The following is a 24096-nucleotide window of genomic DNA, read 5'->3' on the forward strand; positions in this document are numbered from 1 at the left end:
GCACAAAATAAATATTTGGTTGGTATTCAGGCTATTTTTAATACAATTAAACTTGAGCAATATCAAAGCTAAGGCACGCGTTGTGTACTAAGCAGACAGTGGCTATGAGGGAATTGTTTAGCCTGATGCTTCGCATTCGCTGCTAAAATAGCCACATCATGATGAGAGTGACAGCCGCGGTTATCAGGAGCGACTACGCCGATAGCGAGCCCCAATAAAGGAAAAAACTGCTGCTCACCATTACGGTTACAGGCCACCATTCCTTGGCTTTGCCTGTGCTCAATATGATAGAAGTTCGCTATGCCGTCGGTAAACCGCGCCAGTATTAGCTCGCACAATTCACGCCAGTGACAGTGGCCATCAAACACGGCCACAAAGTCATCGCCGCCCACATGGCCAATAAATTGCTCGGCACCGGCCACCACTTCTTGAAACAGCTGGGCGACCCATTGGATGACTTTGTCTCCTTGGGCATAGCCATAAACATCGTTATAGGGTTTAAAGTGGTTAAGATCAAAATAAGCGACGTAAAAGTCGCGCTGTTGCTGTAGCGCATCGTCAATGGCTTTATAGATGGGTACGTTGCCGGGTAGCTGCGTGAGCGGGTTAGCATAGCGGGCATGCTGCAAACGTTGTTCGGTGATATTGCGCAGTAAGCCGCGCACCGAGGCGAGCCCGTAATAGTCGCTTTGGCGAGTGAGAATAAAATGAGATAAAGGCTCGGTTTCATCGTCGAGGGTAATCAAACCACTGGCAGCTTCTAACGACGTTTGCCAGTCCATTATTACTGGCGTATCCATGGCATGGCGAACACTTTTATTGGCATAGAGTGATCGGCCATAAGAGCCTGAAAATAACTCCATTACTTTTGCTCGTCGCAATATGCCAATCGGTGTGTGCTGTGCTAATACGGGCAACGATTGCAGTCGCTCGTTGGCTAATAAAATATCAAACACCTGCTGTATGGTATCCTCGATATCGACCGTGATCCCAGTGCGAGCTAGTGTAGCCACACTTTCCTGTTGTCGAATGGCGAGGGGGGATGGCGGTTGGGTATCCAGACGGGGTGCTTGCAGCAAAGGTGCGGCTTGGGGGCGGCCCAAGTAATAGCCTTGGCACAGATAAACGCCCATTTGTTGTAGCTGTTGCAGCTCGTCCTCGGTTTCAATGCCCTCGGCAATTACCTGAGACTGCATGCCGCGTGCTAAGGTAATAATGCTTTGTACAAACTCGCGCTTAATCGGGTCTTGGTGTAAGTCTTGAATAAAGTAGCGATCGATTTTTACATAGTCGGGTTTGACTTCTGACCACAGCTTAAGGCCGGAATACCCCGTGCCTAAGTCGTCAATGGCAATTAAAAAGCCCAAGCTACGATAGTGGTCAACGGCAATTTTTAGGCCGGCGGGATCTAAAATAGGGTATTGTTCTGATAGCTCAATAACGACTTTATTAGCAGGAATGCCCAGTGCTTGCGCCATACGTTGAGTACAGCCCTTGGGGTGCTGCTTGTCGAGCAACAGGTTGGGGTTGACGTTAATAAATAACAGTCCTGTCATCTGTAATTGGCAATAGCTTTGCATGGCCTGTTGACGACAGTGCAGATCCAACTCAGACAGTAAGCCCGTCTGTTTGGCTTCATTAAAAAGCGCCCCAGGAAATTCCAATGGGTGTGCCACAGGGCCTCTAATTAAGGATTCATGCCCCAATAAACGATGCTGGCGCGTATCGACTATGGGTTGAAATACTGGCTGTAAAGCGTGCTGCTCCAGTAGGGTGATAAGAGTGTTTTTAGGTAGCGAACAAGTCATGAGAACACCATGTAACAACGATGGTGCTCAGTGTATGACTGCTGTATGAAAAAAATATGACATTAAGCTATATTGTTTTACCAGCTAAGCTGCTCCCAGCCCCGCTGTTGGGCAATTAAACGCAAGTGTGCGTCACCGTTCACTACGGCAGCTTGGTCAGCATACTGTAATAAAGGCAAATCATTGAGTGAATCGCTATAAGCATAACTTAAAGAGGGGATAAGCCCTTGTTCATCTAGCCAGCTTTGCAGTCGAATAAGTTTACCCTCTTGGTAGCTGTATACGCCGTGAGTTCGGCCATTATACACTCCATCACAACATTCAAGCATAATGCCAATGGCATGCTCAACCCCCAGCGCACGAGCGATGGGGTTAACTAGGTGTTCGCCGGTGGCAGATACTATCACCACGCAATGGCCTTGAGCTTGATGCCAATTTAGCCGTTTGCGTGCTTTGGAGTAGACGATAGGCAGTATGTCTTGCTGCAAAAACTCCTCTACTAGCGGGGCGAGATCTTGTGTCTGCCAACCATTCAGAGGGGCCAGAGTGAGCGCCATATAGGCGTTCATGTCCATCTGTCCCTGATAGTAGGCGTCCATCAGATTTTTTTCTTGTACCAGAATGTCAGCACTGGCCAGCTGACGGCGCACCATAAACGCCAGCCATAAACTGGCCGAGTCACCGGCAATTAGGGTTTCATCTAGGTCAAAAATAGCCAGTTTCATCAGGCAACCTCTTTTAGTTCGGTGCAGTCAAAGAGCAGTTCCAGCGGGCTGCCCACCGATAACAGTGTATCGGCACCTCTATTTAATCTATCTACGGTTAGCAGGCAACCCGCTGCCTCAATACGGTAGCGGATCACATTGCCCAGTAGTTGATGAGCAATAACCTTGGCCGGTATCGGTGCCGTCATAGTGGGGCCATAGTCTCGACCCCACTCACGAATATAAATGGACTCGGGACGCACGGCCAGTCTAGCGTTAATGTTTAGGCCTAGTAGTGTATAAGCTTGTGCGGGGGAGAGCAGATTATAATTGCCGATAAATCCAGCTACAAAGTCGGTAGCGGGGCGAGTATAGACAACTTCTGCAGTATCAGCCTGTACTATCTGACCTTGATTCATTACAAATATTCTATCAGATAGAGTAAGCGCTTCTTCTTGATCATGAGTAACAAACACAGTCGTTAAATTAAGTTGTTGCTGTATTGTTCGTATTTGTTCACGCAAACGTTTACGGATAGGGGCATCAAGGGCGGATAGAGGTTCGTCGAGTAGCAGAATTCGAGGTCGTACTACCAAGGCTCGTGCTAAAGCGACACGCTGGCGCTGACCACCGGAAAGCTTAGCGGGATGGTAATGGGTGCGAGCTTCTAAACCAACTAACTCAAGAGCTTCATCTACGCGGCGAGCGATATCTTTTTTACTTACTCGTTTCATGTTCAACCCAAAGGCAACATTATCGGCCACCGTCAGATTAGGAAACAGCGCATAGCTTTGAAAAACCATGCCGATGCCGCGTTTTTGCGGCTTAAGCCAAGTAATGTCTTCGCCGGCAACCCGTATTTGTCCGCTGTCTGGGGTGGTTAATCCGGCAATACTGCGTAACAGTGTCGACTTGCCGCAACCTGATGGGCCGAGCAGGGTCACAAACTCTCCTTTACTGATATCAAAACGGATATCTGTAAATACGGGAGTGTCGGTGAATGATTTGGTTAGGTTGGTGACTTCTAGGTAGTGCATTAGCGGCTCCGAGTTTGTAGACGCAAGGCGAACCAGGTCGCGATGCCGATAAAGAGAAAATAAGACATCACCATGGCGCTGGTAAAGTGACCACTATTGGTGCGCTGACTATATAAATAGACTTGCAGGGTTTCAAAACGGGTGCCGACCAACATATTGGCAAATACGAACTCGCCGAATAAAAACGAGAAAGACAAGAACAGCGCCGCCAGCAGGCCATTACGGATGTTAGGTAATACCACCCGCAAAAAAGCCATCACCGTACTGGCACCTAGCAGGTGTGCCGCATCAATCAAGTCCGACAAGGGAATGGCGTCCAGATTATTGGCCAGTGCGCGGTACATAAAAGGTAGGCTGATGGTGAAATAGCAGAAAATTAAAATCCAAGGGCCGCCAATCAATGGTAAAGGGCCTCCCGCATACAATTGTAGCAGGCCGACCGATGACACCACGGGCGGCACCGCAAAAGGCAATAAGATTAATAGATTCATCAGCCCTTTTAGACGCGGAAAATAATAGAACACCACAAACAAGGTCGGCAGTATCAATAGCAAACTCAGTAACAAGGCGGCCAAACACACCAGCAATGAACGAGCGAAAGCGGCCAAAAATCGGCTGTCGGTCCACAGCGTGATATACCAATCTAATGTAAAGCCATTGGGTAAAATATGCGCGCCCCATTGTGCAGATAAGGAGTACACCAAGGTGATGATGATGGGGGCAGCCAGTAGGCACAATAGCCCGTTGACGGTTAATCGAGCTAACAGCGGCGCTTTGGGTGACTTATTCATAACGGCTCCGGCTAATAATCCACTGATTGATGGCAGTTACCATAAGCAGTATCGCCATCAACAATAATGACAGGGCGGCGGCCAGCTGCGGTTCAAGAAAAATATCACCGGCAACCAAGGCGGAAATCTGGATGGTGACTAAGTTATAATTGCTGGTCATCAGCGCAAAGGTGCTGGCATAAGCGCCCAATGCATTGGCCAGCAATATAATAAAAGTGCCTAGTAAGGCCGGCGTTAGCACGGGTAATACGACCCGTAGCCAATATTGCCAAGGGCGAGCGCCGAGCAGCGCCGCGGCGTCTCGCCAGTCTTCTTTGAGGCCGCCGAATGCGGGGTAGAGCAATAACATGGCCAGTGGAATTTGAAAGTAGGTATAAAGCACAATAAGCCCACTGCGAGAATACAAATTAAAGCTATCGGCAATTCCGACTTCTTGCAGCAGTAAAGTTAAGGCCCCGTTCATGCCCAGTAACACGATAAAGGCAAACGCCAGCGGCACTCCCGAAAAGTTGCTGGCCATAGTGGTGAAGGCCACCACCATATCTTGTAACTTACCCGGTACTTGGCGTAGTGCCGCACAGCCCGCTAGCGCGATCAGTAAACCGAACAGGCTGGACCACAGCGCCAAATCGATGCTGTTAGTAAATGACTGTATATAAAAGGGTGAGTCAATAATTTCTTTAATATTGGCCAAACTCCAGTGACCTTCTGCCCGAAAGGCGTTGATCAGCACCCAGAACATAGGTGCTAACTGAAACAAGCCAAACAGCAATACAAAAGGCAGTAGCCACAATAAGGGGAGCCCGCGCCGCCACGCTGCGGGTTTGGCCACCACAGACGCGGCATTATTAAGCTGCTGAGCGGATGCTCGTGTCTGGGGGAGACGGGGATCGGTTTGGGGAGTGGTATTTGGGTAGATATTGACGGCTAGAGACTCATTCATTTTAATAACTCACTGCATAGAGGTTTGTCGTGAGGTACCCCAAGCAGGCTGGCGATAGTGCCACATAGCTCTATTTGTTTGGGGCGGGCATAACGGTCATGACTAAAGGCGGATCCTGCGACCAACAACGGTATGTCTCGCTCTTCAGGCAAGGTGCCACTATGGCTATGATCTTGGTTCATGCCGTGATCGCTGGTGATTAACACTTGATAGTCCTCGGCTAACCAGTGCGGCATATAATTAGCCAATAGCAGGTCGAAACGCCGAGCACTGTTGCGGTACTGACGAGAATCTAAGCCGAACTTGTGGCCGGCATCATCGATATTCATGGGATGGATCAGCAAAAAATCCGGATTGAACCGGGTTCTGAGAACCTCTGCGTCTTGTAGCAGGTGACAGTCGGGGTAGTGATCTTGAGAATAAAATAAGCCGTACTGTATGAGTAATGTTAAGTCTTGAGTAAAGCGATCTCGTATTGGCTGGTAAGGGGCGCGGTTATACAGCTCGCTGACCCAATGATAGGCTGCTGCCGCCGTGGTGAGGTCAGCCGATCTCGCCAGTGAAAACACACTTTGCTGCGTGCTAAGGCGCGCCATGTCATTATTTAATATACCGCTGTCTACCGGCCGAGAGCCGGTAAGAATGCATTCATAAAGGGGGCGAGACACCGCTGGTAGCTCACATTGCATTTTATAGCTGGTGACTTGTTCCGCTTCGTTCAAGCCCTGTAAGTAGCCCATACACTGTTGGGCTACTTCATAGGCCAGTCCGTCTATTATGACTAATATGACCTTGCTCATTATGCGTTATCTCTGTTGATGAATAAGTACGGCCGACTGCCACTGGCGAGATAAAGTACGGGTGCTTTTCTCCCAAGCTTTATGGTCGGAAATTGGGCGAGCGACCTCGTACATCGCTTGGGGTAGTAGTTGCGCTTGTACTTCTGCTGGCAGGGTGACATTATCGCGAATGGGGCGGGCATAACCGCGAGCCAAATTAATTTGTCCGGCATCACTTAAGATATATTCCCGAGCCAGCTTGGCGGCGTTTGGATTTTTAGCATATTTATTGATAATGGTGGCATAGCCTGAAATCAGCGAACCATCATTTGGAATAACCACGGTAAAACGGTCGCGGTCAATTTGATCGCGATAACTAAGGGCGTTGAAGTCCCATAAGATGGCCATTTCCACTTCGCCTTTTTCTAAGTTAGCAATATTAGGGTCTATGGGAGACAGGCGGCCTTGCTTGGCAAGCTCGGAAAATAAATCTAGTGCTGGTTTGATATTGAACTCATCGCCGCCTTGCGCAAATGCGGCAGCTAATATGGCGCTGTTGGCTTGTGCGGCCACCCCTACATCACCAACGGTCACTTGGTAGTTGCCATCTAGCAGGTCTTGCCACGAGGTGGGAGCTTTGTGTATCAGTTCGTTATTAACGATAAAGGCGATAGTGCCGGTGTAACCCAACATCCAGTGGCCGTCTTCATCTTTGGCCCAATCGGGGATCTGTTCCCAAGTGGTAGGTTTATAGGCTTGAGTGACGCCTTGGCGTACGGCGATGGGGCCAAAAGCGGCACCTACGTCGCCAATGTCTGCAGTGGCGTGCTCTTTTTCTGCGGCAAACTTAGCGATTTCTTGAGCCGAGCTCATGTCAGTGTCTTGATGCTCAAGACCGTAGTGCTCGTTTAAGTCCTGCCAAGTGTCTTTCCAGTTCGCCCAGCTATCTGGCATACCAACGCTGTAAATTTTGCCCTCGGCTCGGGCCTTTTGCTCTAATGTTGCGATATCGTTGGCAAGTACAGCAGAGCTGCTGAGACTTAGCGCCAGCAGACTGGATATTTTTAGTGTGCGCTTCATCGATTTTAATCCTCAGGAGTAAGCTAAAGTTCGAAGCTGATACTAAGTGAGGTCGATGACAGTAGGGTTGTATTTTTATGGCAATTTAATGTCGAAAGCTAAATTGGCGCTTTGGCTGAGCTAATTGTTGCGTTATTTCTCTTCTAATATATCTGTTAAAGATAAATGACTGCGAAACAGATTAGTGCTATTTCCTTCGCGGGTAACATAGATAAACCCATCTTGGCCTAGGGTAATGCCTTCAAACTGACCGTTTTCGCTTAATTGTAATCGCTTACCCTGATGCTCAAGTACTCGGCCATTTTTTACAGGGTAAAGCCAAACCCAAGCTTTACGATGCCACCAGCTACGGCTATAACCAAGTAGCAGTAAAGTACTCGTCTGTTTATCAAATTCGGCGCCGGTTACAAGCATTTTAGGGTTGAGTTGCTGCCAAGCTTTTAATGGGCGAGTATTTGCAGTGGTAGGGACTTTGTATAGGGTGGTTTTTTGATCAAGCCAGCGCTTAGTCAATAACCATAATTCGTCGTCTACCCAAGTGAGCGCCTCGGCATCGAAGTTATGTTGATGCGGTGGTGGCTTAAAGTGGCTTTGTTCATTTTGATGTAGCGTCAATGGTAAAATACTAAGGTCGCGCCGCCTGCCGTGATTATTACCTATATCAGCCAAGTAGACGGTATTGCCGCGTACGGCAATGTCTTCCCAGTCATTATGATCCGCTGCAACTGGTCGTTGATCGATGATCTCGCCATCTATAGTGAGTATAAACAATGCTGCATGATGACCGCTGTCGTTATGACTGATAAAACCTTGCTGCCAGCTGATGAGACCAGAGGTTTCTGCTAATTGTTTATTGAAACGCGACAATGGCTCTAGCGTTAACGACTGGCTGTATGCAGTCGTACAGCCGGTGAGTAATAATATTGAACACCATAAAATAATGCGCATGAAGGCAACCCAACCTAAGAAAAGCTATTGTTGTAATCTGTTTTATCTGAAGCTCAACATATTACCGTCATATTTTGTCAATCTCACCAATCGTCACTAGCATGTGGCGGCAAGAGTAGAATTATTAATATAAGGTTAAATGTGGGTGTTGAAGTAGGCCGTGCTGATTAAATGCTGAAGTTAGCTCATAGTTGCTATATTTATTTAATTATCCAGCTCAATATTAGGCTGAAAGCTGTTAAGCTCTCGGCAAAATAACCATAGGTTGAACATAAGAGGAGGGCAGGGTGACCAAAGGTATTACGTTATCGGTATTAGCGTCTGTGCTGTTTGCGTTCTTGTATTATTATGCAAGTTTAATGCAGCCACTGAATGGTGAAGTGGTCTTTGGCTGGCGCATGCTGTTGACCATGCCCTGTGTTGCGCTTTTTCTACTTTATAGTGGCGATTGGAAGCTGGTTACCGACTTATTTGCCGAAGCTAAGGCGCGGCCTATCTTATGGTTTGGTCTGCCGTTATCAGCGGCCTTGCTGGGCGTGCAACTGTGGATTTTTATGTGGGCGCCCATTAATGGTCGTGGGTTACCTGTGTCATTGGGCTATTTTATGATGCCCTTAGTGCTAGTGCTAATTGGCCGATTTTTTTACCAGGAAAGGCCCACGCGTTTACAGTGGGCTGCGGTTGCCTTTGCCGCCGTTGGGGTGGCAAACGAGGTGTGGCATGCCGGTGGAGTGTCGTGGGAAACCCTAGTGGTGGCCCTTGGTTATCCGGCTTATTTTGTGTGGCGCCGTCAACTAAAGTGTGATCATTTAGGGGGCTTGTGGTGCGATATGCTGTTAATGATCCCAGTGGCCGCTTGGTTTGTGTTATCAGTAGATATCCCGTTTGCCGCCTTTGGGGAAAGACCTATCCTCTTGTTATTGGTGTTAGGGCTTGGCATGGTCAGTGCTTTGGCCTTGGTGTGTTATATTTTAGCCAGTCGTCAGCTGCCCTTTAGTTTATTTGGCTTATTAAGCTATGTGGAGCCGGTATTGCTGGTGGTGGTGTCTTTGGTGTTAGGCGAAACCATTAAAGCGGCAGAGTGGCCCACGTATATCGCCATTTGGCTGGCGGTGGGCTTATTAGTGCTAGAAGGGGTGAAACAACTACTCACCTTTAAACGCTACCCCTTTGACGGTAACCCTCCTAGCTAGCGCCAAGGTAGTTAGATATCCAATGAGTTACAATCTTTTTGTTGGGGCGAGCTTGTTTGCACAACAACCATGGCACGGCTTAAAATTTAACGCAAAGTCTAGACGTCCAACAGAGTATTTACGAAAAGCCGGAGCTATCCTTTCGTCATTGCGAGGAGTGTAACGACGCGGCAATCCAGCTTTTTGTTTTCTGACAGCTTACCGCCTAAAGCTTACAGCTGTCTTTATGCCCACATCACACACAGTGCTGCGATAACAATTAAGGCCAGCCCCCACTTATCTTGGCGAGCGAGGGTTACTTTAAAATAATACGTAGAAATTAGCAGCGTAAACAGCACCTCTACTTGGCCTAAAGTTTTTACTAAGGCCACGCTTTCTAAGCTCATGGCGCTAAACCAACCAATAGAGCCTAAACAACTGGTTAGACTGACTAATGCGGTAAGAGCTGGGCGCTTAATTAAGCCGGTTAAGCTGGCGGGATCACGTATACCTAGCCAACTCACTAATAATAGGGTTTGCAGGCTGATCACTAACAAGAGTACCCAAGCGGCCGAAAAAGGAAAGTCGAGTTCAAGTAATAAACTGGCTTCACGTACCCATAACGAGGTGAGCGCAAAGCTTAACCCACTGGCCACACCCAGTAGTAGAGTTTTGGGGGAGACTTGGCCGGTTACTTGGCGCATGCCACTTAATAAGCCCACGGCTAGGCTACCAATCACCACCCCCATCCACCCTAGGGGGGAAAGCAGCGTACCAAAAAATGCCACCCCTAATATGGCTGCCCAAATGGCTTCACTTTTGGCAAGCCCGACACCGACCGCATAATTACGTAACTGAAAGAGTCGCACCATTAAAGCGGTGGCCGCAATTTGGCATAATGCGGCTCCCACAATATAAGCAGTAAATACATAGCTCGTGTGTGAATCAGTAAAGTGCGGCAGCGGTTGGCTCGGTTGCCAGTAATACAAACCCCATAAATAAAGTGCTGCTATGGGGCCGGCTAGAATAAAGCGCGCCAAAGTAACGCTAGTAGCGCCTAAATCTTGGCTAAGCTGTTTTTGAAATGCATTACGCCACGCCTGCATAAAGGCGGCAAATAAAGTAAAAGGGATCCAGAGCATGAGTTCGTTCCACGAAGCGATAAGCCGTCAGCTAAAGAAAAACACCCTGTATTGTTAGGGTGTTTTTGGTTAGGGTTAGTCTTGTTCACTTTCTGAGAGCTGACGGCTTAAAGCTTACCGCTGTGTTTTATCCTGTTGTTGTTTTTTGCGCGCCAGTTTTTCAGCGCGGCGTTGGACTGCAGCAGCCACGGCGTCGCTACCAATGTGTGCTTCGCCGCGCGCTTGGGCTAACTGTAGCTGGCGCTCACGCTCGGCGTAACGGCGCTTTTGCTCAGGCGTTTGCTTGTCATAACAGTGTGGGCAGCTCACGCCATGTTGATAATGGGCATGTTGTAATTCTGCGGGTGACAAAGGCGCGCGGCAAGCCGAGCACAGTTGGTATTGGCCAGGCTGCAGTTGATGATCTACGGTAACGCGATTATCAAATACAAAGCATTCGCCCTCCCACAGTGATTCTTCAGCGGGCACTTCTTCTAAGTACTTTAATACGCCGCCATGCAGGTGATAGACCTCGTCAAAACCTTGCTCTTTTAAGTAAGCGGTGCTTTTTTCGCAGCGAATACCGCCAGTACAAAACATCGCCACTTTTTTGTGCTTATTGGCATCAAGGTTGTTTTTAACGTATTCGGGAAACTCGCGAAAGCTGTCGGTATTTGGATTAAGGGCACCTTTAAAGGTACCAATACCCACTTCGTAATCGTTACGGGTATCGACCACCACCACCTCGGGGTCGGAAATCAGCGCGTTCCAGTCTTGAGGGGACACATAGGTGCCGACCACGCGTTTAGGGTCAATCCCTTCAACGCCTAAGGTAACAATCTCTTTTTTAAGTTTTACTTTGGTGCGATAAAAAGGTTGCTCTTCGCTAAGTGACTCTTTGTAATCAATACCGCTAAAACGGGCGTCGTTAGCAAACCAAGCTTTCAATTGTTCAATGGCGTCCCGAGAGCCCGCCACTGTGCCATTAATGCCTTCATTGGCCAGTAGCAGGGTGCCACGAATTTGTACCGACTCCATCATAGATTGTAATGGCTCGCGCAGCGCTTGGTGGTTATCTAGGGTAACGAACTTATAAAGAGCACATACAACAAATTGCGACATAACTTCCTCCAGCGCATTATTAACTTCATATGCGCCGTATTAATCAAAAAGGTGTGGTCATGGGGTTATGCATAACCTAATGGCGCAAATGATATCAAACTTTAGCGAGATGTGAGAGCAAAGCCGACAGCACTAAGCCAGAAAAAGAGATAAAAAAAGCCCCAAGCCTAACAGGCGTGGGGCTGATTTTTATCGCTTACTTACAAGCTTGCATTAGCTGTTGAGCCTGCTTCTTCATCTTTTGCAAATACAGCTTGGTCGGTTTGACCCAGTAACTTGCTCGAAATGGTACCGGCAGTCATGGAGCCATTCACGTTTAATGCGGTGCGCGCCATATCAATTAACGGCTCAATGGAGATGAGCAAGGCGGCTAATGCCACTGGCATACCCATAATAGGTAATACGATTAAAGCAGCAAAAGTAGCACCGCCGCCCACACCAGCCACACCAAAAGAGGCGAGGGTGATCACGCCCACCAGAGTAGCAAGCCACAGTGGGTCCAGTACATCAATGCCCATGGTTGGGGCTATCATCACAGCCAACATGGCTGGATAAATACCCGCACAACCGTTTTGACCAATAGTGGCGCCAAAGGAGGCCGAGAAGTTGGCGATAGTATCCGGTACCCCTAACTTATTGGTTTGTGCCTGCACGTTAAGTGGAATAGTGGCTGCACTGGAGCGGCTGGTAAACGCAAAGGCTAATACTGGCCACACTTTAGTGAAAAAGCGTTTTGCATTTACACCCACCAAGGTGAGCAAGACACCGTGGATCACAAACATAATGGCAATCGCTAAATAAGAGGCAATTAAAAAGCCGCCTAAGCTGATGACATCTTGTAAGTTAGAGCCGGCAATCACCTTGGTCATTAATGCCATCACCCCATAGGGTGTTAGCTTCATCACCAAGCGCACTAGACGCATAATTAATGCTTGTAGCGCCTCAATACCCCCAATCACACGGCGGCCTAATTCGGGCTCATCTTTTAATAAGGTCAGCGTGGCTAACCCTAAGAAAGTGGCAAATACCACCACACCAATCACAGAGGTCGCACTGGCGCCAGTCATATCAGCAAAGGGATTGCTAGGAATAAACGACACCACTAACTGAGGCACAGAAAGATCAGCCACATTGCCCACTTGTGATTCTAAATGCTCGGCACGCGCCAACTCACGGGCCCCTTGTACTAAATCAGCGGCACTTAAACCAAAGGCTTGCGTGACAAAAACACCGACTAATGCAGAAATAGCAGTGGTAAACAGCAAGACGCCCAGCGTTAACAAGCTAATTTTACCCAAAGAGGTCGCATTATGCAGGCGGGCCACAGCACCCAAAATAGAGACCAGTACCAAGGGAATGACGATCATTTTTAATAAACGCACATAGCCTGAGCCCACCATATTGACCCACTCTAGGGTGTCGGTAATGGTGGCGGCATCATACAAAGCCTGCATAATAAAGCCGGCGGCGACACCAAACACTAAGCCGGTCAATACTTGACGCGAAAGAGATTGCCCGCTGCGGGCCAGTTTACCCAGCAGTAGCATTAATAATAAAAACACAGCTAGATTAAATAACACCAGCAGCATGGTTACTCCGTAAACAGTAATTTATGTGGTTAATATGCAATGTTATCAGTAGATTCGACTGAGCTATAATCTATTTTGTTATGAGAGCTAACGATTCAGTATATAGCACTAAGAGATAGCGGTGAGCCGTCAGCCATAAGCTGTCAAAAAAAAGCACAAAGCCTAAAAGGGATCGGAGTCATTTAGTTGAAGTTGAAGACGGAGTTAAACACTAATAGTTTTCAAGTTGCTGTTTTTAAATAGTTTTATTTATAGTGGGCTCGGTTTAGATTGAACGCTTAGGGTTGTCTGTTGATAAATGACCCCGACCCTTTTTATTATTGCGCCAAGCTACCCCTAACGTAGATGCTCTTTTGGACGTTAGGGCTTTGTGTTGAACTTTAAACCGCCCCATGGTTTTTGTGCGAATAAATTCGCCCCTACATAAAACACCGCATTTCATCAATCGTAGGGGCGCTTGTTTAGTCTTTGGTTTATCTGACAGCTTATAGCTGACGGCTGAACGCTGTCCGAAGGACCTTTATTATTTCAGCTGTTCTAGCAAAGAGGCGCTGGCGTAGCCGTCGGCGACTTGTGCGCGTGATTGTTGATAAGCGCGAATGGCTTTAATGGTGTTAGGTCCAATTACCCCATCGGCACCTTTAGTACTAAAGCCTTTGGCTGTAAGTGCACGCTGTAACTCTAGTTTTTCGCTGCGGCTTAAGGCACGTTCTTCTCTTGGCCATTTGGCGACGAATTCACCACCACCGGCTATTTTTTCAGCTAGATGTCCTACGGCCATGGCATAAGAGGTTGCGTTGTTATAACGGCGGATCACATAGAAGTTCTTAAAAATGGCAAAGGTAGGGCCATGAGCACCCGCAGGCACTAAAATAGCGGCTTTGCCATAATCAGGTAATGGCTGCCCCGTTATTGTTGTTACGCCTTGTTGTTGCCACTCGCTAACCGGTTGACGGTTGCTTTGGTCAGCTTGGGTATAGTCAAAATCCTTTGGTAAGCTCACCTCTACGCCCCAAGGCGCATTATGTTGCCAGCCAAAGCGCTTTAAATAAGCGGCAGTTGAAGCCAGCGCATCGCTAGGATCATCCGACCAAATATCGCGTTTACCGTCACCGGTAAAGTCTTGAGCGTATTCTAAATAACTGGTGGGCATAAACTGGGTATGTCCCATGGCGCCTGCCCAAGAGCCGCGCATGCGCTCAGGAGTCACATCACCCGATTGCAGTATAGAAAGCGCGGCAATTAATTGCTTTTCGGCAAAGGCACGGCGTCGGCCTTCAAACGCTAAGGTTGCTAAACCTGCAATAGTGCTGGTGTTGCCACGGTAAGAGCCATAGTTGGTTTCCATGCCCCACACCGACAAAATCACACTGGCATCTACCTGATAGCGGGCTTCTATGGCGCTGAGTGTGCTGGCCAGCTGTTTAGCTTTTTCACGACCGGTACTGACGCGCGCCGCTGAGGTGGCGGTATCTAGGTACTCCCAAATTTGTCGCGTAAATTCAGCCTGATTACCATCTAACTTTATAACCTTTTTACTCACGGTCACGTCTTTAAAGGCACGATCAAACACAGCCGGTTTGATGCCCTTGGCTAAGGCTTTTGCACGAAAATCCGTACGCCACGCATTAAAGTCGGCCTGCTCAACCGGCTGAGTGGAGGCTTGCTTGGTTGATGTGTTCGTTTCTGCGGCTGTAGTGGTGTTTGTGGTGGGAGTAGCAGAAGCCGTGGTGGCATGACTGGCACAGCCTGTTAACGCTGTACCCAATATAAGTGCACTTAAAGAGTGTCGTTTAAACATGAGATCTCGTTAGTTAATAGCATAATGTAGGCCTGTATAGCAGCATATCCGATGGGAGTAAAAATGAAAGGGGAAAAGGGTTATTTTCCTCTGATAGACAGGCTGTATAATAAATAATAAATTGATAAAAATCATAGTCTATTAGCAGATAGTGTCACTCAGCTTTGCTATGATCACAAACGCAAGCACCTGTCGGCTCACTTTGGGTAATATATTGAATATTGAGACCTAATAGAGAAGCATTTGCTTCATTTGTTGTCTAGGGTGTTGGCAGTGGTGCCATTATTAATGGGTGGTGAACCAAAACAGAGTGCGAGATATGATATTAACTCGTATCACAGGTATTCGATCGGAGCGGTTATGTATCTGATTAGAGATTTTAAAGACACTGACTTGAGCAGCCTTGAGCTTATCTATCATGATGCTGTGATGCAGCAAGGACGTCGGGGTTATAGCAGTGAGCAGGTAGAGTATTGGGCCGCTTTTCCGTATTTATACGCGGCTGACTTTAAAACATTGGTGTTAACAGGGTACACCCGAGTGATGGCTTGTAACCAAATACCCGTTGCCTTTGCCACCTTGTATCCTGACGATCACTTAGCGCTGCTTTATGTGTTAGGTGATCACGCAGGCCGAGGGATTGCTGGGCGTTTATGTGAAGACATTGAACAAGAAACTCGGCGTCGTGGAGTAACATGTTTGCGTACCGATGCCAGTGTATTATCACGGCCCATCTTTGAACAGCGTGGTTATCAGCTCATTGAGAAAGAGCTGATAGTGAAAGGCGATTTAGAGTTTACCCGTTTTATTATGGAAAAATCGCTAGCATGATAACCTGACTATATAAGAGCAAGGCTAAGTAACAACGCCGTTGTGCTTAGTGTGGTAACAAATTTATTCTTTTTTTGTTGTTATTGTGATTGCGCCAGTGTGTTGAGATTTTTAGCAGCAACCTTATCCCCATTTGACATCTTATTGGAGCTTACAGTTACATGAACAAACCCCTCATAGCTGGTTTATTGACCCTAGCGCTGGCCGGTTGTGCTAGCTCTCAACCCGACCAACCTTTTAGTCTTACTGTGGCACATATTAATGACACGCACTCACACTTTGACCCCAGTGACGTGCAACTGACGCTGAATAACAAAACTGTGTATACCCGTGTGGGGGGCCATCCTCGTTTATTGTCTTATGCTAATCAACTTCACCAGCAGGCGGCACAAACAGAACAGCCTTTTTTATTATTACATGCAGGGGATGCTTGGCAGGGCAGTGGTTACTTTAAGTTGAATGAAGGCGCCATGAATGTGGATCTGTTAAATCAACTGCCATTAGATGCCATGGTATTAGGAAATCATGAATTTGATCTTAATAATCAACGCTTAAGTGATTTCATAGACGGTGTGACCTTTCCGATTGTCGCGGCTAACTTAGATGTGAGTCAAGATAGCGATTTACAAGCAGTTGAAAATTTAACTCCCTACGTCTTGTATGCATTTAAAGGCGATAAAAAAAAGCGTGTTAACAGCGTAGAAGATGCCGGTAAATATCCGGTAGTGGCAATTATGGGCTTGGTGTTAGAGGACATGGCTAATATTGCGCCTAACATTGGCCAGGCGCAATTTAAACAAGAGCTCGTCAGTGCCCAGCAAACAGTAGATACCCTCACCGAGCAGGGAGTTAAACACATTATTGCCCTAACGCACTTGGGGTTAGATAAAGATCAACAGTTGGCCGAACAGGTAAATGGTATAGATGTGATTGTAGGTGGACACTCGCATTCATTATTGGGTGACTTTAGTCAGCTTGGCTGGGAAAAAAATGCCCCCTACGCGCAACAATTCACTAACCCTGATGGTTTAGGTATTAGCTGTGTCGTGCAAGCCGGTAAATTTGCTCAGGCGATGGGTGAGTTGACGGTTAACTTTACCTTAGATGGGCAAGTCACAGATTGTAAAGGCACCAATACCTTATTGGTAGATAAGGTCTTTTATAATGATGTTCGTCGGGCAGATAAACACCGGCTAACGGATACAGAGCAAGAGCGCATTACCGGTTTTCTGGCCAAACAGCCCAATGTTGCCCTCGTTGATGAAGACCCAGGTTTACGGACTTACATTGATGAAACCTATCGCCCAGAGCTGCTTCAGACCTACGGTGCTGTGATTGGCCATGTGCCCTCGTCGTTGCAACATGTGCGGGTGCCTGTTGCCAATCAAGGCTCTCAAGTTGCACCCTTGGTGGCGGCGAGTCAATTATATTGGGCTAATACTCCCGAAGTGCGTGGAGTAAGTGGGCGTGAAGTTGATTTTGCTTTAGTGGCTGCGGGGGCTGTGCGTAACAACATTGAAGCCGGAGAGTTAAAAGCAGGTCATGTAGGGTTGGATATCTTACCTTTTGTGAATGCGGTGAGTTTGGTCTCTCTTACCGGTCGAGAGGTGGCGGGGTTACTGTTAGAAACCATTAATGGTGCGATTGGTGATGATACTCATGCCGGTCAGTTCCCCTATGTGAGTGGCTTGCGATACACCTTTAATGAAACTCGCCGTGGTCATGGTTATCTTGCTAACATAGAATATTTACATCAAGGTGAATGGCAACGTATTATCCCAGATGCGCGTTATCAGGTCGTGCTCACAGGCTATCATGCATCCGGTAATGATGGTTGGCATACCCTATTTGAGGCGCAGCAAGCAGAGACAGATAGAATCGATCTGGCTTATGTACAAGATGAGCTTACTGCATTTTTGGTATCGCGGTTAAGCAAAAATGAGCAGGGTGCTATAGAAGTTCATTATCAAAAACAAGCGCTAGACTGTCAGCTGCCTGGCGTGAGCTGTAATGCCGATGCCCAAGCCTTTATTGATTATGTACAGGCGCGTCGGCCAATATTAACGGCCTTACCTGAGTCTGGTGTTACAGTAAATCGCCTTCATTAATTCTCACCCATTGCGAGCCAGTCAAGGTTTACTTGACGGGCTCGCTTGTCAATGTTCGCTTTTACCAATATAAACCGTCAATCAGCTCTAGGGTGACTTGTTCGCCCTTGGCGACATTAGTGCGCTCTTGTTCTAGGTGCAGCAAACAGTTAGCTTGGGCCATGGCACTAAAGACACCAGAACTTTGAGTTCCTGCAGCCACAACCCCTAAGCTGCCATCGGCTTGAGTACTCACCCAGCCTCGCTGAAAGTCCATACGCCCAGCACTTTTCTTAAAGGGCATTAAGGCTGTGGCCTGCAAGGTAATGGGAGAGGGGACTGGCTCACCCATGAGTTTAGCAAGAGCCGGGCGTACCAATAGATGAAAGGTAACAGCGGCAGACACCGGGTTACCGGGCAGACCAAAAAAAGGGCAGTCGTTGATATGACCAAAAGCAAAAGGTTTACCGGGCTTAATGGCTAATTTCCAAAAGCCTATTTGACCAATTTCATCCAAAATTTGCTTAATGTAGTCGGCATCGCCCACAGACACGCCGCCAGAAGTAATAATGGCGTCTGACTCTTGGGAAGCTTGGGTTAAGGTTTGGCGGATGGCGTCAGGATCATCTTTAATAATGCCATAATCGCGCACTGTTACGCCAAGGCGTTGCAGCATGGCGCTTACACCAATGCGGTTGGAGTCATAAATATCCCCTGGCCCTAATAATTGGCCAGGAGTTTTTAGCTCGTCCCCCGTTGATAATACCGCCACGGTTAGTGAACGTTGTACATAGAGTTGCTCTAGCCCTAAAGAAGATAAGATGGCGAGTACGCGCGCATTAATGCGTGTGCCAGCTGAAAATACCCGTTCGCCTTGTGCCATGTCTTCAGCAGGCAAGCGCACATTCTGCCCTTCGGTTACAGTACCACTGGGGTAAACTATATTGTGCTCAGAGCGACAGTTTTCTTGCATTACCACCGTATCGGCACCCAATGGCAGGGCGGCTCCCGTCATAATGCGCGCACACTCACCGGCTTCTACTCGACCATTAAAAGGGTGGCCTGCTAAGCTGGTGCCAACCAGTGTCAGCCCTACACCTTCAGTTAAGTCTGCCGCGCGCAGGGCGTAACCGTCCATGGCGGAGTTAGCAAAAGAGGGGACATCAATCGGAGAGTGAAGATCGTCGGCTAATACCCGATTAAGTAGTTTATTTAAGCCGACTAGTTCGCTTTTGTTGATTTTATCTAGCTGATTCAGCATATCTTGCTTGGCATCGAGGTAAGGACGCAAGCCGGGCTGGTTGCAGGGATCAAATGTTGTCATATTGTACTTCCTCCAGTAGGGGGATGATTATTAGCCGATGAAATACCTTGCTTGGTAAAGCTGTTCTAATCTGGCATTCACTATGGACGGTAAATGCACTACCATTCTAGCCATTATATTTTGTCTCTTACTTCTTCTATTTCTTCGATGGGAACCACAATGACTGCTTTGAGTGATGCCGCTATTCGAGTCCGCTCTGCCCTTGAAAGCCGTGGGTTAGAAACGCCAATGAAAGGCAACAGCCTAACGCTTGATGAAAAGCAAACGCATATTACCGGTTTAATGACCGAGATGATGGATGTATTAGGGCTCGATTTAACCGATGACAGCTTAACCGAAACACCACAACGTATCGCTAAAATGTATGTGCGTGAAATTTTCTCAGGCCTAGATTATAGCTATTTCCCTAAAATTACCTTGATCGACAATAAGATGAAAGTCGATGAGATGGTACAAGTGCGCGACATCACACTCACCAGCACCTGTGAACACCACTTTGTGACCATAGACGGCACTGCCACTGTGGCCTATATTCCACGCTCAAAAGTGATTGGCTTATCAAAAATAAACCGCATAGTGCAATTTTTTGCTCGCCGCCCCCAAGTACAAGAGCGTCTTACGCAGCAAGTATTAGTCGCCTTGCAAACCTTGTTAGAGTCTGACGATGTGGCGGTTAGCATCAGTGCCACCCATTATTGCGTAAAAGCGCGCGGTGTGATGGACGCCACCAGTAGTACGACTACGACTTCATTAGGCGGCATTTTTAAAAGCCGAGCCGAAACGCGCCACGAATTTTTAAGTGGCGTAGTACGCTGACCCCCTGCGGGGAGCTTTAAGCCGTAAGTCTTTAGAATCGTGCCTTTAAGTGGTACTTCTACCAAACCGTGCCTTGTATCTAGGGGATGAATTTATATTTATGGCGTATGGCGCCCCGCAGTATTTTCAACGGTATTCGATCTGTAAGGAAATCTAATGGCGATCCCAAACACCATTAAGCCCAGAGTGGAAATTCGTTATTGTTCTTTGTGCCGCTGGTTATTGCGTTCGGCGTGGTTGGCACAAGAGATACTGTCTACTTTTAATGATGAGGTTGGTGAAGTGGCTTTGATCCCTGGCGAAAAGGGCCAATTTCAAATTATGGTCGACGGCCAATTAATCTGGTGTCGTGTTATTGATGACGGTTTTCCCGAAGCCAAAACCATCAAGCAGCGGTTGCGAGATCATATCGCGCCAGATCGACATTTAGGCCACAGTGAACCTAAATAATTGAGTGAATAAAATATGCACCATAAAGGGTGTAAATTCTCTTTTTCTGCTAGTCAGCCGTTATGGCTATGTGTAAAATCGCGCGGCTGAAATGCGATGCGCCAATAGGCGCAAATAATGAAATGTTCCCACTCTTTGTTAAAAGGTGGGTTTTCTGTGGCCCTTACCTATAAAGGGGACAAAGAATATGGCCGAATGGTCCACAAATGACGCGCTAAAAATATATAACCTACCTTACTGGGGAGCTGGCTTCTTTCATCTTGATGAACAAGGCCAAGTCACTGTCACCCCCGATAAATCTCGCCCAGAAGCCAAAATTGTGTTGTCTGATGTTGTAGAGCAACTCAAAGCAGACGGTTATGCTGCGCCTGTGTTGTTGCGCTTTCCTGAGATTATTAAAAGTCGAATAGATGCTTTATTTAATGCTTTTAATGAAGCAATTGACGAGTATGGTTACGAAGGTGACTATCTAACGGTCTACCCCATTAAGGTAAATCAGCAGCGTGGCGTGCTAGATGCGGTGACCAAAGCCTATAAAGACAAGCCTCGCTTGGGGTTAGAAGCAGGCTCAAAGCCAGAGTTATTGGCCGTGCTGGCGCACAGTCACGAAACTGAGTCGGTGATTGTGTGCAATGGCTATAAAGATAAAGAATATATTCGCTTGGCATTACTGGGCACTAAACTGGGTCATCAAGTCTATATCGTGATTGAAAAGCTCTCTGAGCTGGCCATGGTGATGGAAGAGGCCAAATGTATTGATGTTGAACCTAGGCTGGGTGTGCGCGCGCGCTTAGCGTCGCAAAGTGCAGGTAAATGGCAGTCTAGCGGTGGCGAAAAATCTAAGTTTGGCCTAAGTGCGGCTCATGTTTTGAACTTGATTAAACAACTCAGTGATACAGGCTGTTTGCACTGGTTGCAGCTGTTGCATTTTCACCTTGGGTCACAAATTGCCAATATTCGAGATATTCAAAAAGGTGTACGCGAATGTGGTCGTTTCTATGGTGAGTTACGCCGTTTAGGGGTGCCTGTCAACATTGTAGATGTAGGGGGCGGGCTTGGCGTAGATTACGAGGGAACGCGTTCACAAAGTGAGTGTTCGGCTAACTATAACTTACGTGAATATGCGAATAATGTGGTGTGGGGTATTGGTGATGTATGCCGTGAATTTTCTTTGCCCCATCCACTGATTATCAGTGAATCTGGGCGCGCCATCACAGCGCATCATGCGGTGCTTATTTCTGATGTGATCAGCATAGAATCAGCTAAACCACAGCAAGCTCAGGCACCTGCTGAAGGTGGGGCATTGTTGCTGCATAACATTTGGAAAACTTGGCAAGGTCTATGCCAAGAAGATCCCCCTTTGCTTGAAATTTATCACGATACGGTGGCCGAGCTCAGTGATGCACATCAGCAATATAATATGGGCTTATTAACGTTAGAAGAGCGAGCATGGGCAGAAGAAATTCACTTAAATATTTGCTTAAATATTAAGTCTAAACTGACTCCGGCTAACCGCTCACACCGTCCTATTATTGATGAGTTGAATGAAAAACTAGCCGATAAATGCTTTGTCAATTTTTCATTGTTTCAATCGCTACCTGATGCTTGGGGGATTGATCAAATATTTCCGGTATTGCCGCTCAGTGGCTTAGACAGAGCGCCCACGCGCCGTGCTGTTATTTTAGATATTACTTGTGACTCTGATGGTGCCATTGATCAATATGTAGACGGTCAAGGAGTAGAGACCACACTGCCTATGCCTGAATTTATTTCGGGTCAGCCCCAGTACTTGGGCTTTTTCTTAGTGGGGGCTTACCAAGAAATTTTAGGTGATATGCATAACCTATTTGGCGATACCCACAGCGCCGAGGTGTCGGTAGACAGCCATGGTAAGGTGGTGGTCAGTGATGTGAAAAGCGGCAGTACAGTGGCCGATATGTTGCGTTATGTAGACATTGACCCTTCTGTGATTAATGCACGGTACGAGACGCTATTAAATCAACCTCATTTAAATGATGAAGCGCGGACTATGATGCGCCAAGAGCTAAATGCAGGGCTTGAAGGTTATACCTACTTAGAAGATGAGCGTTAAACGCTGATAAAACACTTTTCCCTTAATATTCACACCGCCCTTACTAGGCGGTGTTTTTTATTCACTGCTTGTATTCTTTTTTACTGCATTACCTTGCTTGCGCTTAAAGTCTGCTGTCACCATGGCCAATGCGCTTAGGGCAGTCTCCACTTCTATGTTGTTCACTTCTAATAACTCAATTAAATCCACGGCTAATTTTACGTCTGCAGGGGCTTGGCTTAAATCCATGTCTGTGTCTCTTGTTGCAAGGTAGGGGCAGAAAAAGTCCAGCTGTCGGCGATAAGCTATCAGTTCAAGAACCATTTTGCAGTGATTAATACCAAATACACTAAATATTTGTTCTATTGAAAACCTGCATAAGAGAGGCAGCTGAGTCACCTCCCACGACACGCCATAAACCCATCCATGGGGGCTCGGGAAATGCCGTCCATGGCATTTCACGGTCGTGGGAGGTGATCTCAACCGCCTCTTATAAAGCTCAGCGTTGTCTGTGAGACTGCTAACAGGCGACTCAGTGGCTGATGGCCGGATAAAGGGAGTGACTCCACCGACCATCACATGACAGGGACGTCATGTGTTGAGCGTCACAGGGATGTGCTTGCAGCGTGTCGGTGGAGTCACCCCTTTGTTCGGCTTTTGTAGTAAGCAAACTGATTGTTTCTTTAATATGATTGTGGACTGACACTGTATGGCTTAGCGCTACTCATCACTTGGCTTTTACCCTTACTTACATTCAGGCAAAAAAATGCCCAGCAGGGCTGGGCTAACTTAGTGCTTTATTACAGTGGCACTACATAGGAGTGAGTAAAAGACAAAAGGTTCCAACAAAATAACAATTTTATAAAAAATAATGTGTTTAGGTCTCAGCTTACGATGGCGCTGGTGATTTAGCTTGACAAGTTTGGTGTATGAAACGTAGATTTTAAACAGTTGTTTTATTTGAGGTGCCTGTGGCTAAAAAAGAAACCAAACAAAAGATACTGAATGCTGCAGAGCTGCTATTTGCAAAGCAGGGATTTAGCGAAACCTCGTTACGCCAGATTACCGGTGATGCAGACGTTAATCTGGCCTCGGTTAATTATCATTTTGGTTCAAAGAAAGATCTAATTAAAGCCGTGATGGATCGTTACCTAGCAAGCTTTATGCCTGCATCAGACTCGGCACTATTGCAATTGCTGGCACAACCTAACATAAGCTTACACCAAGTGTTTGATTGCTTTGTGGCACCGCTGATGCAACTGGCGAGTATCCATCGCCAAGGGCCAGAGATTTTTTTGCAGTTATTAGGTCGAGGTTATATTGATAATCAGGGCTTTTTGCGCTGGTTTATCGTCAATCATTACGGCCAAGTGCTCAGCCACTTTACTCAAGCCATTCAAAAAGCGGCGCCCAGCTTATCGTCTGCAGACGTATTTTGGCGACTGCATTTTACGCTGGGTACAGTGGTGTTCACCATGGCGTCTAGCGAAGCGCTGCGTGATATTGCAAAAACTGATTTTAATGAAGACATTGATGTTGAAGGACTGGTGCGCAAGATGATCCCGTATCTTGCAAACGGAGTCGGTGCCAACCCTATTGAGTAGCCCAAGTGGTTAATGAGG

The 24096-nt window shown here is 47.2% G+C and carries 21 protein-coding genes; 7 read left to right on the top strand and 14 right to left on the bottom strand.

The genetic code is table 11. The features are described from left to right. Nucleotides 1-68: 68 nt before the first annotated feature. The 8 genes from J3U76_RS11310 to J3U76_RS11345 form a co-directional block, all read right to left on the bottom strand. Nucleotides 69-1808, bottom strand: a complete 1740-nt coding sequence (locus J3U76_RS11310) for a bifunctional diguanylate cyclase/phosphodiesterase (protein WP_208006081.1) — start codon at nucleotides 1806-1808, stop codon at nucleotides 69-71. Between the two features lie 77 nt (nucleotides 1809-1885). Beyond that, nucleotides 1886-2533 (bottom strand): HAD family hydrolase, encoded by a 648-nt coding sequence (locus tag J3U76_RS11315; protein WP_208006082.1) that lies wholly within the window; start codon nucleotides 2531-2533, stop codon nucleotides 1886-1888. Further along, on the bottom strand, nucleotides 2533-3549 hold the full coding sequence (locus J3U76_RS11320; protein ID WP_208006083.1) for an ABC transporter ATP-binding protein: 1017 nt from the start codon (nucleotides 3547-3549) through the stop codon (nucleotides 2533-2535). The genes J3U76_RS11315 and J3U76_RS11320 overlap by 1 nt, the downstream gene beginning before the upstream one ends. Beyond that, a complete protein-coding gene (locus J3U76_RS11325) occupies nucleotides 3549-4340 on the bottom strand; it encodes an ABC transporter permease (RefSeq protein WP_208006084.1) in 792 nt (263 codons plus the stop codon). Before J3U76_RS11325 ends, J3U76_RS11320 begins: the two co-directional genes overlap by 1 nt. Further along, complete coding sequence (locus J3U76_RS11330) at nucleotides 4333-5283, bottom strand: ABC transporter permease (RefSeq protein ID WP_243454222.1); 951 nt, start codon at nucleotides 5281-5283, stop codon at nucleotides 4333-4335. Before J3U76_RS11330 ends, J3U76_RS11325 begins: the two co-directional genes overlap by 8 nt. Then, the gene (locus tag J3U76_RS11335; RefSeq protein ID WP_208006144.1) at nucleotides 5280-6086 is read right to left on the bottom strand and encodes an alkaline phosphatase family protein; all 807 of its coding nucleotides are present in this window, start codon (nucleotides 6084-6086) and stop codon (nucleotides 5280-5282) included. The genes J3U76_RS11330 and J3U76_RS11335 overlap by 4 nt, the downstream gene beginning before the upstream one ends. 3 nt (nucleotides 6087-6089) lie before the next feature. Then, nucleotides 6090-7142 carry an ABC transporter substrate-binding protein gene (locus J3U76_RS11340; RefSeq protein ID WP_208006085.1) on the bottom strand — a complete coding sequence of 351 codons (1053 nt, stop codon included), beginning with the start codon at nucleotides 7140-7142 and terminating at the stop codon, nucleotides 6090-6092. A 132-nt stretch (nucleotides 7143-7274) separates the two neighbouring features. Beyond that, nucleotides 7275-8090 carry an SdiA-regulated/phytase-like domain-containing protein gene (locus tag J3U76_RS11345; protein WP_208006086.1) on the bottom strand — a complete coding sequence of 272 codons (816 nt, stop codon included), beginning with the start codon at nucleotides 8088-8090 and terminating at the stop codon, nucleotides 7275-7277. A 287-nt stretch (nucleotides 8091-8377) separates the two neighbouring features. On the opposite strand from J3U76_RS11345, the gene rarD reads away from it, so the two are divergent. Then, nucleotides 8378-9283 carry an EamA family transporter RarD gene (gene rarD / locus J3U76_RS11350; RefSeq protein WP_208006087.1) on the top strand — a complete coding sequence of 302 codons (906 nt, stop codon included), beginning with the start codon at nucleotides 8378-8380 and terminating at the stop codon, nucleotides 9281-9283. Between the two features lie 224 nt (nucleotides 9284-9507). Here rarD and J3U76_RS11355 read toward each other — a convergent pair whose 3' ends face one another. The 4 genes from J3U76_RS11355 to J3U76_RS11370 all read right to left on the bottom strand — a co-directional run bounded on the left by J3U76_RS11355 (nucleotide 9508) and on the right by J3U76_RS11370 (nucleotide 14895). Next, nucleotides 9508-10404, bottom strand: coding sequence for a DMT family transporter (locus J3U76_RS11355; protein WP_208006088.1), 897 nt, complete (start codon nucleotides 10402-10404; stop codon nucleotides 9508-9510). A gap of 114 nt (nucleotides 10405-10518) precedes the next feature. After that, complete coding sequence (gene trhO, locus J3U76_RS11360) at nucleotides 10519-11505, bottom strand: oxygen-dependent tRNA uridine(34) hydroxylase TrhO (RefSeq protein ID WP_208006089.1); 987 nt, start codon at nucleotides 11503-11505, stop codon at nucleotides 10519-10521. Nucleotides 11506-11705: 200 nt separating this feature from the next. Then, nucleotides 11706-13094 carry an L-cystine transporter gene (locus J3U76_RS11365; RefSeq protein ID WP_208006090.1) on the bottom strand — a complete coding sequence of 463 codons (1389 nt, stop codon included), beginning with the start codon at nucleotides 13092-13094 and terminating at the stop codon, nucleotides 11706-11708. Between the two features lie 523 nt (nucleotides 13095-13617). Further along, on the bottom strand, nucleotides 13618-14895 hold the full coding sequence (locus tag J3U76_RS11370) for a lytic murein transglycosylase (protein WP_208006091.1): 1278 nt from the start codon (nucleotides 14893-14895) through the stop codon (nucleotides 13618-13620). A 360-nt stretch (nucleotides 14896-15255) separates the two neighbouring features. Between J3U76_RS11370 and J3U76_RS11375 the strand changes: the two genes are divergently transcribed. Both J3U76_RS11375 and J3U76_RS11380 read left to right on the top strand, forming a co-directional pair. Further along, nucleotides 15256-15726, top strand: a complete 471-nt coding sequence (locus J3U76_RS11375) for a GNAT family N-acetyltransferase (protein ID WP_208006092.1) — start codon at nucleotides 15256-15258, stop codon at nucleotides 15724-15726. A 161-nt stretch (nucleotides 15727-15887) separates the two neighbouring features. Further along, nucleotides 15888-17834: a bifunctional metallophosphatase/5'-nucleotidase gene (locus tag J3U76_RS11380; RefSeq protein ID WP_208006093.1), complete on the top strand. Its 1947-nt coding sequence runs from the start codon at nucleotides 15888-15890 to the stop codon at nucleotides 17832-17834. Between the two features lie 61 nt (nucleotides 17835-17895). Here J3U76_RS11380 and moeA read toward each other — a convergent pair whose 3' ends face one another. Further along, nucleotides 17896-19137, bottom strand: coding sequence for a molybdopterin molybdotransferase MoeA (gene moeA, locus J3U76_RS11385; RefSeq protein ID WP_208006094.1), 1242 nt, complete (start codon nucleotides 19135-19137; stop codon nucleotides 17896-17898). A 159-nt stretch (nucleotides 19138-19296) separates the two neighbouring features. On the opposite strand from moeA, the gene folE reads away from it, so the two are divergent. The 3 genes from folE to speA all read left to right on the top strand — a co-directional run bounded on the left by folE (nucleotide 19297) and on the right by speA (nucleotide 22495). Continuing rightward, nucleotides 19297-19953, top strand: coding sequence for a GTP cyclohydrolase I FolE (gene folE / locus J3U76_RS11390; protein ID WP_208006095.1), 657 nt, complete (start codon nucleotides 19297-19299; stop codon nucleotides 19951-19953). A 156-nt stretch (nucleotides 19954-20109) separates the two neighbouring features. After that, nucleotides 20110-20403, top strand: coding sequence for an Rdx family protein (locus tag J3U76_RS11395; RefSeq protein WP_208006096.1), 294 nt, complete (start codon nucleotides 20110-20112; stop codon nucleotides 20401-20403). Between the two features lie 187 nt (nucleotides 20404-20590). Then, nucleotides 20591-22495, top strand: coding sequence for a biosynthetic arginine decarboxylase (speA, locus tag J3U76_RS11400; protein WP_208006097.1), 1905 nt, complete (start codon nucleotides 20591-20593; stop codon nucleotides 22493-22495). Between the two features lie 57 nt (nucleotides 22496-22552). Here the strand turns inward: speA and J3U76_RS11405 are convergent, their stop codons facing one another. Continuing rightward, on the bottom strand, nucleotides 22553-22723 hold the full coding sequence (locus J3U76_RS11405) for a DUF2496 domain-containing protein (RefSeq protein ID WP_208006098.1): 171 nt from the start codon (nucleotides 22721-22723) through the stop codon (nucleotides 22553-22555). A 722-nt stretch (nucleotides 22724-23445) separates the two neighbouring features. On the opposite strand from J3U76_RS11405, the gene psrA reads away from it, so the two are divergent. Then, on the top strand, nucleotides 23446-24078 hold the full coding sequence (gene psrA / locus J3U76_RS11410; RefSeq protein ID WP_208006099.1) for a TetR family transcriptional repressor PsrA: 633 nt from the start codon (nucleotides 23446-23448) through the stop codon (nucleotides 24076-24078). The last annotated feature ends 18 nt before the right edge of the window (nucleotides 24079-24096 follow it).

The organism is Oceanisphaera pacifica (assembly GCF_017498065.1).
Classification (GTDB): Bacteria; Pseudomonadota; Gammaproteobacteria; order Enterobacterales; family Aeromonadaceae; genus Oceanimonas; species Oceanimonas pacifica.